12 protein-coding genes are annotated in these 16,207 nt (G+C 39.3%); 7 read left to right on the forward strand and 5 right to left on the reverse strand.

The genetic code is table 11. From position 1 onward, the window contains the following. Nucleotides 1–34 precede the first annotated feature (34 nt). Entirely contained in the window at nt 35–748 is a 714-nt protein-coding gene (locus C3B73_RS01120) for an FKBP-type peptidyl-prolyl cis-trans isomerase (RefSeq protein ID WP_198597249.1), read from the reverse strand. Between the two features lie 146 nt (nt 749–894). Here C3B73_RS01120 and C3B73_RS01125 point away from each other — a divergent pair, with 146 nt between their 5' ends. Further along, nucleotides 895–2,496, forward strand: a complete 1,602-nt coding sequence (locus tag C3B73_RS01125; RefSeq protein ID WP_103663795.1) for a DEAD/DEAH box helicase — start codon at nt 895–897, stop codon at nt 2,494–2,496. 63 nt (nt 2,497–2,559) lie between these two features. Next, complete coding sequence (locus tag C3B73_RS01130; protein ID WP_103663796.1) at nt 2,560–3,720, forward strand: alkaline phosphatase; 1,161 nt, start codon at nt 2,560–2,562, stop codon at nt 3,718–3,720. Between the two features lie 6 nt (nt 3,721–3,726). Here C3B73_RS01130 and C3B73_RS01135 read toward each other — a convergent pair whose 3' ends face one another. The 4 genes from C3B73_RS01135 to C3B73_RS01150 all read right to left on the reverse strand — a co-directional run bounded on the left by C3B73_RS01135 (nt 3,727) and on the right by C3B73_RS01150 (nt 10,940). Further along, nucleotides 3,727–6,279, reverse strand: coding sequence for a PAS domain S-box protein (locus C3B73_RS01135; RefSeq protein WP_103663797.1), 2,553 nt, complete (start codon nt 6,277–6,279; stop codon nt 3,727–3,729). Between the two features lie 72 nt (nt 6,280–6,351). Beyond that, the gene (locus tag C3B73_RS01140; RefSeq protein ID WP_103663798.1) at nt 6,352–9,696 is read right to left on the reverse strand and encodes a PAS domain S-box protein; all 3,345 of its coding nucleotides are present in this window, start codon (nt 9,694–9,696) and stop codon (nt 6,352–6,354) included. 195 nt (nt 9,697–9,891) lie between these two features. Further along, nucleotides 9,892–10,380 (reverse strand): outer membrane beta-barrel protein, encoded by a 489-nt coding sequence (locus C3B73_RS01145; RefSeq protein WP_103663799.1) that lies wholly within the window; start codon nt 10,378–10,380, stop codon nt 9,892–9,894. 56 nt (nt 10,381–10,436) lie between these two features. Continuing rightward, a complete protein-coding gene (locus tag C3B73_RS01150; protein ID WP_103663922.1) occupies nt 10,437–10,940 on the reverse strand; it encodes a hypothetical protein in 504 nt (167 codons plus the stop codon). Between the two features lie 284 nt (nt 10,941–11,224). Between C3B73_RS01150 and C3B73_RS01155 the strand changes: the two genes are divergently transcribed. From C3B73_RS01155 to C3B73_RS01175, 5 genes are all read left to right on the forward strand, one after another. Then, nucleotides 11,225–11,803 carry a bifunctional nuclease family protein gene (locus C3B73_RS01155; RefSeq protein WP_232802902.1) on the forward strand — a complete coding sequence of 193 codons (579 nt, stop codon included), beginning with the start codon at nt 11,225–11,227 and terminating at the stop codon, nt 11,801–11,803. A gap of 3 nt (nt 11,804–11,806) precedes the next feature. Continuing rightward, nucleotides 11,807–13,420: a bacillithiol biosynthesis cysteine-adding enzyme BshC gene (gene bshC, locus C3B73_RS01160; protein WP_103663801.1), complete on the forward strand. Its 1,614-nt coding sequence runs from the start codon at nt 11,807–11,809 to the stop codon at nt 13,418–13,420. Nucleotide 13,421: 1 nt separating this feature from the next. Beyond that, the gene (locus tag C3B73_RS01165; RefSeq protein ID WP_103663802.1) at nt 13,422–13,997 is read left to right on the forward strand and encodes a 5-formyltetrahydrofolate cyclo-ligase; all 576 of its coding nucleotides are present in this window, start codon (nt 13,422–13,424) and stop codon (nt 13,995–13,997) included. A gap of 42 nt (nt 13,998–14,039) precedes the next feature. Further along, nucleotides 14,040–14,774 (forward strand): PspC domain-containing protein, encoded by a 735-nt coding sequence (locus tag C3B73_RS14130; protein WP_103663803.1) that lies wholly within the window; start codon nt 14,040–14,042, stop codon nt 14,772–14,774. A 139-nt stretch (nt 14,775–14,913) separates the two neighbouring features. Beyond that, nucleotides 14,914–16,071, forward strand: a complete 1,158-nt coding sequence (locus C3B73_RS01175; protein ID WP_103663804.1) for a hybrid sensor histidine kinase/response regulator — start codon at nt 14,914–14,916, stop codon at nt 16,069–16,071. Nucleotides 16,072–16,207: the final 136 nt, after the last annotated feature.

Below are 16,207 nucleotides of genomic sequence, written 5' to 3' on the forward strand. Positions count from 1 at the left end.
AAACAGGCTCTTATTTAAGACCGTTAAGCTCTTTTTAGTTTGCGGCTGGAGCTTCTTTCACTTCGAGTAATTCAACTTTAAAAATAAGAGTTTCATTAGGGCCAATGGGGCTGCCTTGTGGAGGTCTTGCTCCATATGCCAGTTCTGAAGGAATATAAAACTCGTAAGTGGCACCTTCTCTCATTAATTGAACACCTTCAGTCCATCCGGGAATAACTTGATTCAGTGGAAATTCAGCTGGTTGACCTCTTTCGTAGGAACTGTCAAATACTTCTCCGTTAATTAAACGTCCTTCGTAGTTAACACTCACAATGTTTTCAGCAGATGGAGAATCTCCGTCACCTTCTTCCAATACCTTGTACTGCAGGCCGGATTCTGTAACCATTACACCTTCTTTTGCTTTGTTTTCCTCAAGAAAAGAAACGCCTTCTTCCTGATTTTTTGAGCTGCGTTCTTCGTTCATCCGCTGTACGTAACGGTTTACCACTGCAAATACTTCGTCTTGGGTCAGCGCACCTTCCTCAGAATTCAATCCTGTATTTAATCCCGCGGCATAGTTACTGAGATCAATGTCTGTGATCCCTTCACGAGCTAAAAATGTTCCGTTTTGATAACCGAGGGCATAACTTACACTGTCAATTTCTGTAGATAGGTCTGCTTTTGCCGCATCACCCATATTTTGATCACATCCTGTGATTGCGATAGCAGTTACAAGTAATGCAGCTAAACTAATGTTCTTAAAATCCATGTGTATTATTGAGATTTAAATGATTTATGATTTTTCAAAGGTTTGCAAAATAGGGGAAATCATGGCAAAGTGGAATAAATAATCATTTAATCTGTGTATATTGTAGGATAGTTTAGAATTTTTCATAACAGACGAGTACGAATACATTGACATTTAACGATTTTGATTTACACGACGACCTGAAAGCGGGTTTGAGAGACATTGGATATACTGAGCCGACACCCATTCAGGAACAATCGATTCCCATTATTTTAGAAAAAAAAGATTTAATTGGGGCTGCACAAACCGGAACCGGTAAAACAGGGGCATTTGTGATTCCTGTGCTGCATCAGATACTGCAGAATCCGTCTGAGCATACCCAGGCTTTGATCCTGTCTCCAACACGGGAACTGGCTCAACAAATCGATGAACAGATATTTGCCCTTGGTTATCACACCGGTATTACATCTGCTACCATCATTGGTGGCGAGGACTTTTCAAAACAGGCTAAGGCTATCCGGTCAGGGATCGATATAATTGTTGCCACACCGGGCCGATTGATCGATCAAACCAAAGTACTGGATATTGATTTCAGTCACGTGAAATTTCTGATACTGGATGAAGCGGATCGAATGCTGGACATGGGATTCCTTCCGGACGTGACCAAGATCATCAAAAAACTACCTACAGAAAGACAAACGTTACTGTTTTCTGCCACCATGCCGGATCAGATCAAGAAGCTGGCAAACGATTTCATGAAGCAGCCTGAAAAGATCGAGATCGCTATTGAGAAACCGTCCGGCAGTATTACCCAGAAAGCCTACTTCGTAGATCAGAAAGATAAACTCAAACTGGTTCAGGAGGTTTTAGATGAGACAGAATGGGAATCATGCATCATTTTCTGTGCCACTAAAAGAGGGACTGATGAGCTGGAACGTCTGCTGATCAAAAAAGGAATCAAGGCCGGCAGTATACACGGAGACAGAGATCAGGATGAGCGAAATAAATCCCTGCATGAGTTTAAGTCCGGGAAAGTGCCGGTAATCGTGGCAACGGATGTATTAGCGCGTGGTATAGATATTGATAACATTTCAATGATCATCAATTACGATGTTCCACGACAGGTTGAGGATTATGTACATCGCATTGGTAGAACCGGACGGTATGATAAATCCGGTATAGCTGTGACCTTTGTTAATAAAAAAGACCGAAGAGCCTTTTCTGCTATTCAGGATAAAGTTGGAGATCAGCTTGAGATACTGGAAATGAACAAAAAGGGTGGCAACAGCTCAAATAAATCTGAACGTTCCGAGAATAAAAATCAGGACTCAGACAAAAAACGAAGAAAATCACCTGATAAGAATACGGACAAAAGCAGTTCGAAAGAGTCCAAAAAGGAGCAAACAGATACTAAGAAGGTTGCTGAGGCCAACGATGATCCAAAACCCAAGAAGAAGCTGACTAAAAAAGAGATAGAGGAAGCAAATAAAAGGGTAGAGAACCTGGATAGCGTGGATGTGATTTTAAAAGGCAGTAAAAAACGATCCTCTAAAAAATCGGATGACAAAAAGAAGAGTGATTCCGGAAGCGATCGCTCTAATTCAGGTAAAGGAAAATCCAGACGTAAATCAGCCGATTCCGATAAGAAGTCTAATAACAATGAACCGGTTATTCCGGCTGAACGGATCAAGAAAGCTACAAAGAGAAATCAGAAATCTCTTAAACCTGCCAAAGGGTTTTTGGGACTTATCAAAGCTCTCTTTTCTTAATTAATAGTTTATATAAGCTTAACACGTTTGAATGCAGCAAGTTTTAAGTTAAAAATAAAAGACATGAAAAAGTTTTTAGCATTTCTTCTTATCACCATTTCATTTACAGCAACTCAGGAATCTGCAGATCATAAGATCGAAACCATAGATGTTTCTGAGGAAAATGCCACTAAAGATCTTTTGCCACTGGTTGAAGACAAACAGATCAAAAATGTGATCCTGATGATCGGAGATGGAACCGGATTGGCTCAAATTGCCTCCGGTCAGTTAGCCGTTGCAGGTCCGGATGGATTACTTCATATGCAGACCATGCCGGTTACCGGGATCGTAAAAACTCATTCCTCTGATAATCTCATCACCGATTCAGCAGCCGGTGCAACTGCTTACTCCTGTGGATTAAAAACCTACAATGGAGCCATTGGGGTAGATCCGAACCAAATTCCATGTAAAACCATACTTGAACTGGCTGAGGAGAAGGGTTTAAGCACAGGATTGGTATCTACATCTTCCATTACCCACGCCACACCTGCCAGCTTTGCATCTCATGTAGTGCAAAGAAGCATGCAAGAAGATATCGCAGCTGACTTTCTGGATTCAGGTGTAGAAGTATTTTTGGGTGGTGGAGTGAAATGGTTTCATAAGGATATGCGGTCGGATTCATTAGATCTGTTGCATGAATTCCAAAACAAGGGTTATGAGATCATTCTTGATAAAGACAGACTTTCCACTTCCTCATCAAATAATATGTTAGGCTTATTTTCTGAAGATGGATTGGAAAGAACAGAGAATGAACCTTCATCTAAAGAAATGGTATCTAAAGCTTTGGAAAACCTAAATACGAACGATAACGGTTTTTTCCTGATGGTAGAAGGAAGTCAGATCGATTGGGCAGGGCACGATAACAATGTTGAGTACCTGAAGCGTGAAGTGCAGGATTTTGATGAAGCTGTACAGGAAGTGCTTGAATTTGCCCGGGAGGACGGAGAAACTCTCGTAGTGCTTACAGCCGATCACGAAACAGGAGGTATGACCATGCAACGTCAGGTGGCAGAAGGTGATTCACTTGAAGTATTCTGGACCACAGATTATCACACCGGAATTCCTGTGCCTCTAATGGCTTATGGGCCTAAGGCTACCGAATTCATGGGGTGGAGAGATAATACCTACGTGGGAATTAAAATTGCTGAATTACTTGGATTAGGTGAGTTCCCAATTCTGGAATGATATCTTTCAGATCTGAAAGGTTAGCTTAAACTCTGTTCCTTTTTTCAGTTTGGAATAAGAATAGGTGCCGTAGATCTGACTTGTGATCTCTTTTATAAGTTGAATTCCAAGAGAGTGACCGGACTCTAATTTTTCCAAGTCTATACCAACGCCGTCGTCTGTAATTGTGATCTCAACAGTCTTATCTGTGTGTTTGATATTAAAGAGGATATGCCCCGATTGTCTTTCATTGAATGCATGTTTAAATGCGTTTGTGACCACTTCGTTGATAACCAAAGCAGCTGGAATTGCTTTATTTACATCTAATCTGACCGGATCCGTTTGGTAATCTATGTTTATGCTCTTACCACTTTGCAGCGTTGCCGAAATATTATCCACAATATGACTGATGGTTTCGGTAAAGTTGAGATCAGAAAAGTTATCAGACTGATATAACAGTTCATGAACAGTAGCTATGGATTTAATTCGCACCACGCTATCAAACAATTTAGATCGTAAGGCTTCATTTTCTGTTTCAAAGGCTTGCAGTTGTATCATCCCTGAAACTACTGCAAGATTATTTTTAACGCGGTGATGGATCTCAGCAAGAAGTATATTTTTTTCCTTTAAAGAGTCTTCCAGCTCTTTCTCTTTTTCAATACGATCTGTTATGTCATGAACCAGGGAAAAAATAGATATGATCTCACCGCTTGAATCGAACATAACCGAATTATACCACTCACAATGCAGTAATCTGCCATCCTTTGTGTAGTTTCTGTTTAAACAAAGATTTCTTGGTTTTTCTCCATCTACTAATTCCCTGATCTTTTGATCAACAATTGACTGATCTTCCGGGTGAGTGAATTTCCAGTTTTCAGGCTTTACATTTAAAACCTCTTCTTCAGTCCATCCAAATAGATCTTCAGCACTATTCGACCATTCTTTGACATTAAAATGTTCATCTGAAATGATGACAGCCAACGGAGAATTTTGCAAATGGAAGGAGAGTTGCTGATTGGCTTTCCAGGCGACCTCTTCAGCTCTTCTTTGTTTAGTTATATCAGTCAGGTACCCAATAATATTGATCAGTTTACCATGGTCATCATAAATACCTTTTCCATTTTCCAATATCCATTTCCACTCACCTGAGGTATGTTTGAGTCTGTAACTGACCTGAAAGGATTCCTGATCTGCCATAGCTTTATCAACGGCTGTAAAGATCTTTTCTTTGTCATCAGGATGATATAGTTCAACAAAGTTTGCTCTATTTTCCAGGAATTGAGCAGCTGAAATGCCGGTCAGTTCTTTTACCTGTTCGTTGATATAATTTATGGTGTAGTGTTCATCATTTTCACACAAATAGATAACACCCGGAGTATTATAAGCCAGCGTTTTGAATTTTTGTTCACTCGCTTGTAAAGCCTTGCGTTGCTTTAGGTTTTCAGTAACATCTCTCATCAGAATTACAGCACCCAGTTTATTGCCATCCTTGTCAATTACGGGGGATCCTGTAGTAGAGATATATCTGACAGGTTCATCATTAACTTTGATGGCCATACCGACATTATTCAGGATCTCTCCGGAAAAAGCTCTCTGTAATGGAATTTCATGTGGTTTTAATGGGGTAACTCCGTCAAAATGATATAAGTTGTAAGGTTCAACGGCTTCTTCAACTGAGATCTCCTTAAGACCTTTTCCGTGCCAGCGTTGTGCCGTTTGATTGAATAAAACCAGTTTACCGGTTTCATCACATGCCACAATTCCATCTGTTGCTGTATCGAGAAGTGTTTCCTTGAATTTTTGCTCGTGCGTCAAAGCTCTCTCGGCTTCTTTCCTCAAGGTAATATCTATAGCATTACCGACTACCGTATGGATCTCGTCGTTTTCATCAAATAATGGGGTTAATGTAGTCAGGTACCAGCGTTCTCCAACATCGGGAAGGGGGACATATTCTTCGTATGTAATCTGTTTTCTCTTTTCCAGACATTGGTCATACCTGGGAATTATACTTTTAGCTATCTCTTCAGGAAATAGTTCTTGTAATAATTTCCCCTGAACATCTTCCCGGTTCATCCCCATAAACGACAGTTGGGTCTGATTGAAATCGATAATTCTGTAATTATTATCATTAGTTACTTCGATCACAAAGATACTTTGGGGAAGGTTATCAAATACAAAGCTTAGATCTTTGATATAAGGACCATTTGCATTTTTTACCATACTTGAATTTGCATCAGTAATAGTAACTAATAGGCTAAGGGTATTTGGTTTTTCAGTCCACAGCTGAAAACCGAATTCACAGTTAAGGCTTTCAATATGTTGCTTAAAACTAACCGATTCGGAACAGTCAAATACTTTATTGATCTGAGAAATACAGGAAGCATCTGTCAGCAGTTCAGGAAACACATAGGAGAGAGGCTTATCTATTAAATCAAGAATATCAAAGCCGGTCATCTTACCGAATGTTTCATTTACCTTTAAAAAGCTAAGCTTCTGAATGCTGGACTTGTTAGTGGTCTCAGTTTTTAACTCTGCAAAACCAACAAAAGGAGAGTGAGAAATTTGATCTTCTAAAGCCATTACTTTTATAAATTCTGAGTATGACTCATGTGAATCAAACTCCCAAAATACTTCTACATAACTGTATAGTAATCAAGTAACAGATGAACTGCCAATCCCTTTTTTATTGGCTAGTTTGGTGAATGATATCCTAAATATTGTACCGGAGCCATCCGGGTTCTTTTTATACACCTTATCCGCATATAGTTGTTCAGATAACAAATCGATCAGATGAAAGCCTAAAGAAGATTCTTTGGTGTTCTGAATGTCATCGGGAATGCCTAAACCGTTATCTATAATTGAGATCTCCAGCTGATCATCTTCTTCGGATAATTTGATCGTTAACTTAGAGTCTTCAATACCCTTAAAAGCGTGTTTAAAAGCATTAGTTATAACTTCATTGACTATGAGCGAGGCCGGAATAGCCTGATTGATATTCAACTTAACTGGTACGGCATGATACTCTATCTCGATTTTATTTTCAGATTGTAGAGTGTCCGATACATTTTTAACTAACTGTTCGAGGGTTTCAGCAAAATCGAGCTGTGAAAAACTATTCGATTGATACAGTAATTCATGAACCGAAGCCATGGTTTTTATCCGGACCACACTGTCGTAAAGTTGTTCCTGCAATTCTTTATTATCAGTATCAAAGGCTTGAAGCTGCATCATACCGGATACAACAGCCAGGTTATTTTTTACCCTATGATGAATTTCTGCAAGCAGGGTTTCTTTTTCACTAAGTGAAGCTTTCAGTTCTTTTTCGGTCAATTTTTGATCTGAAATATCCCTGATGGCACCGATCATTCGAACAGCATCACCATCTTCATTCCTGACAATAATGCCATTTTCGACCACATTTGCATATTCATCATCATCCTTTATAAAACGGTATTCTCTTGACCAATGGCTCATAGATGAATCATTTAATGTAAAATCCAGGTCCCTGATAACTTCTTCAAATTCATCAGGGTGAAGAAATTGTTTCCACTGATCGAGCCGGTTATTTTTAACAGGATCATGACCAAATAAATACTGAAGGCCATCACTCCAATTTAGTATGTCGTTTTTGATGTCCCAGTCGTATATAGCATCCCGAGTTGCCTTCTTCACATACTCAAAGCGCTCAAGGCTATTTTTAAGATCTGTTTCAATATTTTTTCTGTCTGTAATATCGGTTAGTGAACCTACAATGCCGATCACTTTATCATTTTTCTTTATGGGTGCTTCATGGACTTCCACCCAAATAGTTCTGCCATCGGCTGTTTTTAACTCAAGCTCATAAGGTTCCTGAATGTTACCGGTTTCAATAGCCTTTTGAGTTAGGGTTTCTCCAATTCTATTAAGCGGGTTTTCAGTAATAAAGTTTTGCCAATTCTTGCGGGCTTTTTCAGGAGGGTAACCCAGGAACCAGCTACTTTGTGGACTAACATATGTCAGTATGCCTTCCGTATCGTGTTGATAGAACATGTTAGTGGTATATTCAACCACATTTTTGTACCTCTGCTGAATAGCATTAAATTCATTTTGTTTGCGGATCTGATCGACTTTCTGAATGAGTTGCTGTGAAATGGCGTTCAAAAGGGTTTTTTCCTCTTCCAGAATTTTCACTTCAAATGAAGGAATATTTTTTGCGTATCCGGCGGTGATCTTTATTTGTACATCTCTTCTTGATGCAGTCTCAGAAATTCTTTCCTCAGACCAGGATGCGTCAAATGGAGTGGTTCTGTAAACCTTGTCCATAAAATCTATTTGAACCTGAGCCTTATCCGGAAGGTAAAAACCTTTTGGAATGATATTAGCAGCCTGCTCCAGTAATTCTTCTATGGTCAAGCTGTTTTCGTCTAAGTTAGATATTTTGTAGAGGCACCTTTGTTCTTTAACCCTCTCCGTTAAAGCCTGATTGGTTTCCTTAAGTTCTAACTCCGCCTTTTTTCTTTTCGTTATATCCTGTGTACTGCCGTATATTCTTACGCATTCATCGTGTACAAATTCAGCTTTCCCAACAGCTCTGATCCATTTTTCATTACCTTTAGCTGTTATTATGATGAGTTCTTCGTCAAATGCTTTTCCGGTTTCAATGGATGTTTGAACAGCTTCAGCGATCTTATCTCTGCACCAGCCTTCCTTATAGAAATTGATAGCAGAATCGAGATCCGGCACAAAATCCTTTCCCACTTCATGTAGCTCTTTCACATAATCCGACCAGTGAAGCTTCCTATTTATAAGATCTAATTCCCAGTTTCCAATTTTGGATATCTTGTAGGCTTCAGATAGATTCTCCTGTAATTTCATTTCCTCGGTAACATCCATCATCAAACCACGGATCACAGAGGGTTTACCTTGTTCTGTAACGACAGTTATAAGATCCCTGATCCATATGTAATGGCCGGATGCGTGCTGTAAACGATAGTTCAGTTCATGGTTGCGACCATTTTTAACTTCCGTGTGGTATTTTTCGAGTACGCCTTCCTTGTCTTCAGGATGGAGCCTCTTTGACCAGAAATTTTTTGTATTTATCCATTCATCAGGATCGTATCCCAGATAGGACTTACATTGTTCACTTATAAAAGATATTTGCAAATGTTCAGGGTCCGCTTCCCAAATAATTCCATTCACCGTACTTATAAGAGATTCGTATTTTTCTTTAGCATTTATGATACTTTTTTCGGCTTCAACTCGGTCGGTGATCTCAAGCATGGAAATGAATATCCCAACGATTGTACCATTATCGATAGCGGGTTTATTTTTGATCTGAAAATGCCATTTCCCTTCCTGAGGGTCATCAAGTGAGGTCTCATAGGTAATGGTTTCTCCGGTAAGTACACGGTTATAAAGTTCCCAGAGATCAGCATTACGCTCTTCTGAAACATGAAGCCAGATAGAGTTTCCTTTTTTTACCTCCTTACCAAAAATATCCTTATAGGTTATATAAAATTTGGTGTTATAATCGATGATCTTCAGCTCCTTATCTAAATATATAAAGCTGTCTTCCGTATTGTTGAGCATCAGGTTTCTGGCTCTTTCACTTAAAACCTGTTCAGTCTTCGGGGTTGCAGAATTTATGATGTATTCAACCTCACCGTTATCGTCAAAAACCGGAGTGTTTATAAACTTCCAGAATACTTCTTTGAACTCACTGCCATCCAGCATTATGTCATATCTGATGACAGGCATTTCATCGGGTTGTTTTGTGTCAATTACCTTTTGAAAGGACTGCTTTAGCCTGGAAGGACCATGTGGGAGTTCTTCATTCGGGTTAGGTGGAAATTTTTCAAAAACCTCCTGCCCAATTAGGTTATCAGCACTCACTTGTGTCATTTCGCAGTAAGCATCATTTACCTGGATGAAATAAAAGTTGCCTTCACTGGGCTTTAGGATAGAGGTAGGAGTTGGAGAGGCTTTAAAGATCTCTATGATTTTATTACGATCAACCATGTGGTAAGCTTGGCTCCTGAAGAATGTTTGGATGAAAGTATTCTAACCCCAAAAGATATCGGTATGAATACCATTGCAGATTAACCAACGCCGATTAACCTTTTCATCCAAAATAAATCTTTAAATTATTGAAGCAAATAAAAAAGCCACAGGTTCTCTGTGGCTTTTGAATAATGGTTTATGATTTTCTCTTAATCAAAAATAAATGGAAGCAGAGATCCTTGCCTGAGTTGAAATATTGGTGTTACTGTCACCAAATCCTGTACCTAAATTAGCATCTGAACTGATACTGAATTGATCAGAAAAGAAATATTCAGCACCATACCCAATGGCAAGGTTAAAATTTGTCACTGAGTTTACATTATTGTTATCAAATGAGGTGTTAGACAAGCCAATGGCTCCGGTAACGTAAGTTGCCAAAGCCCGGTCTTCACTCATATAGTACCTTGGTCTTACGCCCAATGTAAAATTGGTGGACTGGTCTTGTACGCTATTCAGTCCAAAGTAGGGAGCAAGAGAAAGCTTATCATTTAACATATATGGAACTTCTATGGCTGTTTGGCCAACAAAATTTGCTCTAAGCCCAATGGTTCCGGATTCAGGTACATTTTGAGCCAGGAGTGAGGCTGAAAACAAGCTAACGGTAAAAAAAGTGGCAAAACTAAACGCTTTAATTGATTTCATGGGTTATTGAATTGGTTCTCGATTTATATTTAAGAACTGATGTGTGTTTAACTTGATCAGTCTATGTCATTTAATCCATATAACTCAATAACCTGCTGATAGTTCCGGTAATCGATACCTTTTCCACGAACTATGGCAGATGGAGGAATGGCAATCACGCGTAGAAAATCATTATGAAACAGATCTGCATTGGCTTGATTGTTTCCGGCTACTTCACCTTCCAGTAATAGATTAAAAGACCCAATATCAAACTGATATCGAAGGTTAACCAGATCATTCTCAAATGGAACTGAAAAGGGAAGGGCATGCCAGGCCGTCGTTCCTTCAAATCTCAGATAGCCATGAACTAAACCAAAATCCACCATTTCCTCATCCAGATTGTCCCAACCGTATTCGGCCATGGTGATGTAGTCATCCACATACGTAAAATCGTTTGAACGGATATTGATCGTACTGGAGTAAACAAGATCGGCGTCCCCCTCAACATTATTATCGTAAATGGTACAAGAGCTTAATGTGAGTAAACCTAATAATACTAATACGAACTTCAGAGCTTTCATGGCATCCTCTTGTTTTATGTTAATTTTGTTGGCTGAGCTAAGTTTAAAACGAAGGCTCACCAAATTATATCGCATGTTTTGATTAGGCAATTGATGCGATGCATTAGCATTTTTTATAAAGATCTAAGGGGTAATCGAAGATCATACAAGATATTATTTGCGAGTAATTCCTGAGTTTTAAGTCAGGCTAGATCAGAAGATGGAATATTCTTCAGGTTGGTTTAAGACTTACTGAAAAATCGTTAACTTCATATAAATGAATTTTAAGCAAATAGGGTGACGCTTTGAGTAAAATTTTAATGGAAATATTGGGTCTATCCACCAGTCCAAGCAGTGGAGGGGCGTATGCCTTAATCTTAAGTGAAGTTGAGGGTAATCAGCGACTGCCCATAATCATTGGTTCATTTGAAGCTCAGGCCATTGCTCTTGAACTTGAGAATATAAAGCCGCCCAGACCCATGACACATGATCTGCTTAAAAAATTTGTGCAGAACTTTGACTCAGATGTCAAGGAAGTGTATATCAACGAACTGAAAGAGGGTACCTTTTTTGCTCAGATCATTCTTGAACGAGAAGATCAGATCATAGAACTGGATTCCAGGCCAAGTGATGCCATCGCCCTTGCGGTAAGATTTGGATCTCCTATATATGTAGATGATAGTGTATTGATTGAGGCCGGAATTAAAACGGAACCCGAACAAAAGACCATTGAAAAAGCTTTAAACAGCGATGAAACCTCTCCGGGGCAAAAAGAGTTATCACAACTCGAAAAGCTTGAGGCAGAACTAAAAACTGCCATCGAAACTGAAAATTATGAAAAAGCGGCCAAGATCAGAGACCGCATTTCTAAAATGAAAGGATAAACATTGGATATTTCTGACTGTTCATTTAGCGAACTATCGTACTCAAAACTATTTACCACTTACATAAATGATTTTGACAAATTAAGATCATTTTATTCATATAATCCCCTCTCAAAACAGGATGTGCAACAAAAAGCTGAACGTGTTTCAGGCTTTGTTGACAGGGACAAACTTATTGATGCCCTGAATGATTTCCACTCTAAACTTGGGATCTCTGGTACCCAATCGGACCAAATTAAAAAACTCTCGAAGAATAATGCATTAGCTGTGGTAACGGGTCAACAGCTGGGTATGTATGGCGGACCTGTTTTTACGATCTATAAAACCCTGACGACCATCGCATTGGCAAGGAAATACGAACAGGAGCTCAATACTCCCGTTGTACCTGTTTTCTGGATGGCCGATGAAGATCATGATTTTGAAGAGATCGCCTGGTCCGGAATTCTTGGCCGGCAAGATTATATCAAGGTGAAGTTAAACCAGGAGGGAGCCAATAAACCGGTAGCATTCGAAAAGCTAGACGATTCAGTGGAGGCTTTCAGGGAAGCTATCAAAAGTGAGATGTTTGAAACTGATTTTTCAGAAAAGCTTTGGGATTTGATCGATAGTCATTACCAAGCCGGAAAATCTCATGGCGAAGCTTTTGCCGGTTTTATAAACGAGTTATTTGCCGAAGAAGGACTTTTGATCGCAGGAAGTAACCATAAAGGGTTAAAGAATTTAGTAGCAAACGACCTGGCGAAAAGTATCTCTTCTGCAGATGAGGTCTTTGAAGCTATTGAAAGTAAAAGTGCTGAGCTGGAATCATTATTTCACCGACAAGTAATGAACGGTGATTCCAATTTATTCTACCTTAATGAAGATTCTGAGAGGATAAAGATTCACAGAGAAGGTGAGCAGTGGACAGCAGATGATCAGAAATGGACAACTAAGGAGTTGGTTAGTCTGATACAGGAAAGTCCTGAACGGTTTTCACCTAACGTCTTTCTAAGACCTGTAATTCAAGACAGATTATTTCCAACACTGGGCTATGTAGCAGGTCCCGGTGAACTTGCCTACTACGGACAAATGCGGGCGTTGTACGAGTTGTTTGACATGGAAATGCCACTTATTATTCCGAGATACACAGCTACAATTATTGAATCAGGAATTGATCGAATCCTCGAAAAGCTTCCATTCAAGGTTTGTGAATACGCCAAACGCATCGAAGACCTTGAATCAGCATACGTTGAACAAACCGACAATGTAGATATTGAAGAAGTATTCAGTGAATGGAAAAATGATCTCGAAAAGGCAGCTGAAAAGCCTCTTAAAGTCATTGATGAAATCGACCCAACCTTAGATGGGACCGTAGGCAAGACGGTAGCCGGTTTTGAAAATGAATTAAATAAGTTGAAAGGCAAAGTGTATCGCTCCATCAAGCAGCAGGAAGAAACGCAGCTCAAGCGGATCGAAAAAATTAAGATCAACTTGTTCCCGGATGGTGGTTTACAGGAAAGGGCGGTATCACCGGTTTACTTTATGAATAAATATGGCACAGATATCTGGCATAACATGCTACAGGAAATGACTGAACAGGGTGTGGACCTAAGTAAACACCATTTGATCAAGTTATGATATGTCAGACCTAAGGAAACAAAAATCTGACCTCAGAAAACAGGTACTGAACCAAAGGCAACAACTCGACTCCAAAGCCTGGCAGGAGAAATCGGAAAAAATCACCGAAAAAGTCAGGCAGTTAAACGAGTTTCGGAATGCGAATGCGGTACACTGCTATGTTTCCATGAACGATAGAAACGAGGTTGCCACAGATTCTCTTATCGATGATGTTTTAAAATCTGGAAGACAACTCATTGTTCCGGTCACCAATTTTGAAGATGGAACTCTAACACATTCATTACTGCCTGCCAAAGACATTCTGAAAAAAAATGAATGGGGAGTCAAGGAACCTGCCAAGATCAATGAATTTGACATCTCTAAATTGGATATCATACTTATTCCAATGGCAGCGGCTGACATAAAAGGCAATCGATTAGGTTACGGTAAAGGGTTTTATGACCGGTTCTTGAAAGAAAGTAGTGCATTTAAAGTTGGTATGATCTTTCATGAATTTCTTTTTGATGAGATTCCGACTGAATCTTTTGATGAAAAATTAGATGCAATTATAACCGATAGGGAAGTCATTTTTCCGTAACATTATTACATTCTTATCGTAGCAGGCTACAAAGGGAAAATTATGGCAGAAAAGACAAAACAAAAGGCAGCATCCAAAACGGGAACCGCAACTCTGGAATTTGACGAATTTGAGTTGAATTCTACCATGCAGGAGTTTCTCAAGGAAGAAGAAAAAGATACCGGTAAAAGTATATGGAACATCGCCACTATTTCCGGCATGGTGATGATTTTTTTAGCCTTTACCTTCATCATTCAGACGATTGGATTACCTACCGGGGAGTTCTTATCCGGGTTAACTGAAGGGTTAATTGGTTCATCTGTACTTCCATTAATTGGTGGAGCTCTTATTACACTTGTTGGTTTTGGTTTTTTGGTAGGAGACAGAAAGAGAGCTAAAAAGATCAAAAAGGCTCGAAAAAAATCATATCAACCAAGTCACAAGGAAAGTTACGGAGACATTCACGGATCTGAGGATAGTGGAATGAGTTCAGGATCCCGATTGAATAATGCATTGGACAGAGACCGCAATAAAGCTACAACGTCATCTTCTCAGTATTCACTGGATTCTTACGGATACCGCCACTCCAAAAAATTAATGAAATCAAGATCTGATAAAAAGATCTCAGGAGTATGTGGTGGTTTGGCAAAATATTTTGGTATCAGCTCTACCGTAGTTCGCTTCATCTTTGCAGCTGCATTTATAATGGGATGGGGCGCCAGTTTATTGGTTTACATTGGGTTAGCCATTGCCATGCCCAAGGAACCCATAGAGCTTATGGATGATTTTGACTTCTGAACAGAGAGCTTTATCTAATTAGTTCTTTTAACAAAACTTTTAAGACATTCCTTTATTTGGGGTGTCTTTTTTAGTTTATTCCACTGAATTTAAATTTAAGATACTTTTATAGTACGAAAGATCAATAATACCTGACTGAATGCGCAGAAACAGAGACAGTCTTATTCTTATTGTGGATGATACCAAGCTAAACCTTAAACTGTTATCTCACGTTCTGGATAATGGGGGCTACGATCACATTGAGGCACAGAACGGAAGGGAAGCCATTCAGCTGGCTAAGGAGCATCAGCCTGATCTTATCCTTATGGATATTATGATGCCTGAACTGGATGGTTTTGAAGCGGTAAAAAGGATCAAATCGGAGGAGGGGCTTGAAGATATCCCTGTCATCTTTTTGAGTGCCTTAACGGAGACTGACGATAAAATTCAGGCGTTTAAATATGGTGGGGTGGATTACATCACCAAACCCTTTCAAAAAGAAGAGACACTGGCCAGGATTGACACCCATTTAAAAATACGTAAACTTCAAAATGAGTTGAATGAGCGTATTCAAATTTTGAAAGACCGTGAGATCGAGTTGAGCCGGCTCAATAAAAAGAAAGATGACCTGGTTAGAATGGTAAGCCATGATATTAAAAATCCTCTTACAGGAATAATTGGGCTGGTCAAACTCATGAGAGATACTGACGAATTGTCTTCAGATGATCGTAAGCATATGCTTTCAGTCATTGAAAATAGTGGCAACAACCTCCTAAATATGGTAAAAGAGGTACTTGACAGGGAGAGTAAAAAAGAGGAGCCTGAATCGTTAGAGTTAAAAAATGTAGAATTCAGGGACGTTATAGAACAGGTAGTATCCATGAATAAGGCCAAATCAACATTGAAAAATATTGAACTGACCTATAATGTTGAACCGGATGATCTTCAATTGGAAGTGGATAGGAATAAGATCGAGATCGCTCTGAATAATTTAGTTTCAAATGCACTAAAGTTTACACCCTCGAAAGGTGACGTTACGGTATCGGCACATCTTACAGATAATGATCAATATGTACTGATCGAAGTAAAAGATACCGGTATTGGAATTCCGGAATCCATGAAAAATGATCTGTTTGAAAGTGACCTGAAATATTCCAGGGATGGAACCGGAGGAGAGGCGGGTACGGGGCTTGGGCTGGATATTGTTCAATTGTATGTGAACAGGCATAATGGAAACGTATGGGTTGAATCGGAAGAAGATATTGGTACCAGTTTTTTTATAAAGTTACCTGTAGATACAACTAACAAAGCTCAATAGAAACATATCTTAATGTCACCCGTAGGGAGGAACATGATATTGAATCAAATACATAGACACTCGGAGTGGGTCATATTTGGTGCCGGACTACTTTTGCTTGGCTTGATGAATCCTGATTCAGTCGGGACAAGTTTGT

The organism is Gracilimonas amylolytica (assembly GCF_002911695.1).
Classification (GTDB): Bacteria; Bacteroidota; Rhodothermia; order Balneolales; family Balneolaceae; genus Gracilimonas; species Gracilimonas amylolytica.

Coding starts and splice junctions, on each gene's coding strand:
- C3B73_RS01120 (WP_198597249.1), bottom strand. CDS start 748: ATGGATTTTAAGAACATTAGTTTAGCTGCATTACTTGTAACTGCTATC.
- C3B73_RS01130 (WP_103663796.1), top strand. CDS start 2,560: ATGAAAAAGTTTTTAGCATTTCTTCTTATCACCATTTCATTTACAGCA.
- C3B73_RS01135 (WP_103663797.1), bottom strand. CDS start 6,279: ATGGCTTTAGAAGATCAAATTTCTCACTCTCCTTTTGTTGGTTTTGCA.
- C3B73_RS01140 (WP_103663798.1), bottom strand. CDS start 9,696: ATGGTTGATCGTAATAAAATCATAGAGATCTTTAAAGCCTCTCCAACT.
- C3B73_RS01145 (WP_103663799.1), bottom strand. CDS start 10,380: ATGAAATCAATTAAAGCGTTTAGTTTTGCCACTTTTTTTACCGTTAGC.
- C3B73_RS01150 (WP_103663922.1), bottom strand. CDS start 10,940: ATGAAAGCTCTGAAGTTCGTATTAGTATTATTAGGTTTACTCACATTA.
- C3B73_RS01165 (WP_103663802.1), top strand. CDS start 13,422: ATGTCAGACCTAAGGAAACAAAAATCTGACCTCAGAAAACAGGTACTG.
- C3B73_RS14130 (WP_103663803.1), top strand. CDS start 14,040: ATGGCAGAAAAGACAAAACAAAAGGCAGCATCCAAAACGGGAACCGCA.
- C3B73_RS01175 (WP_103663804.1), top strand. CDS start 14,914: ATGCGCAGAAACAGAGACAGTCTTATTCTTATTGTGGATGATACCAAG.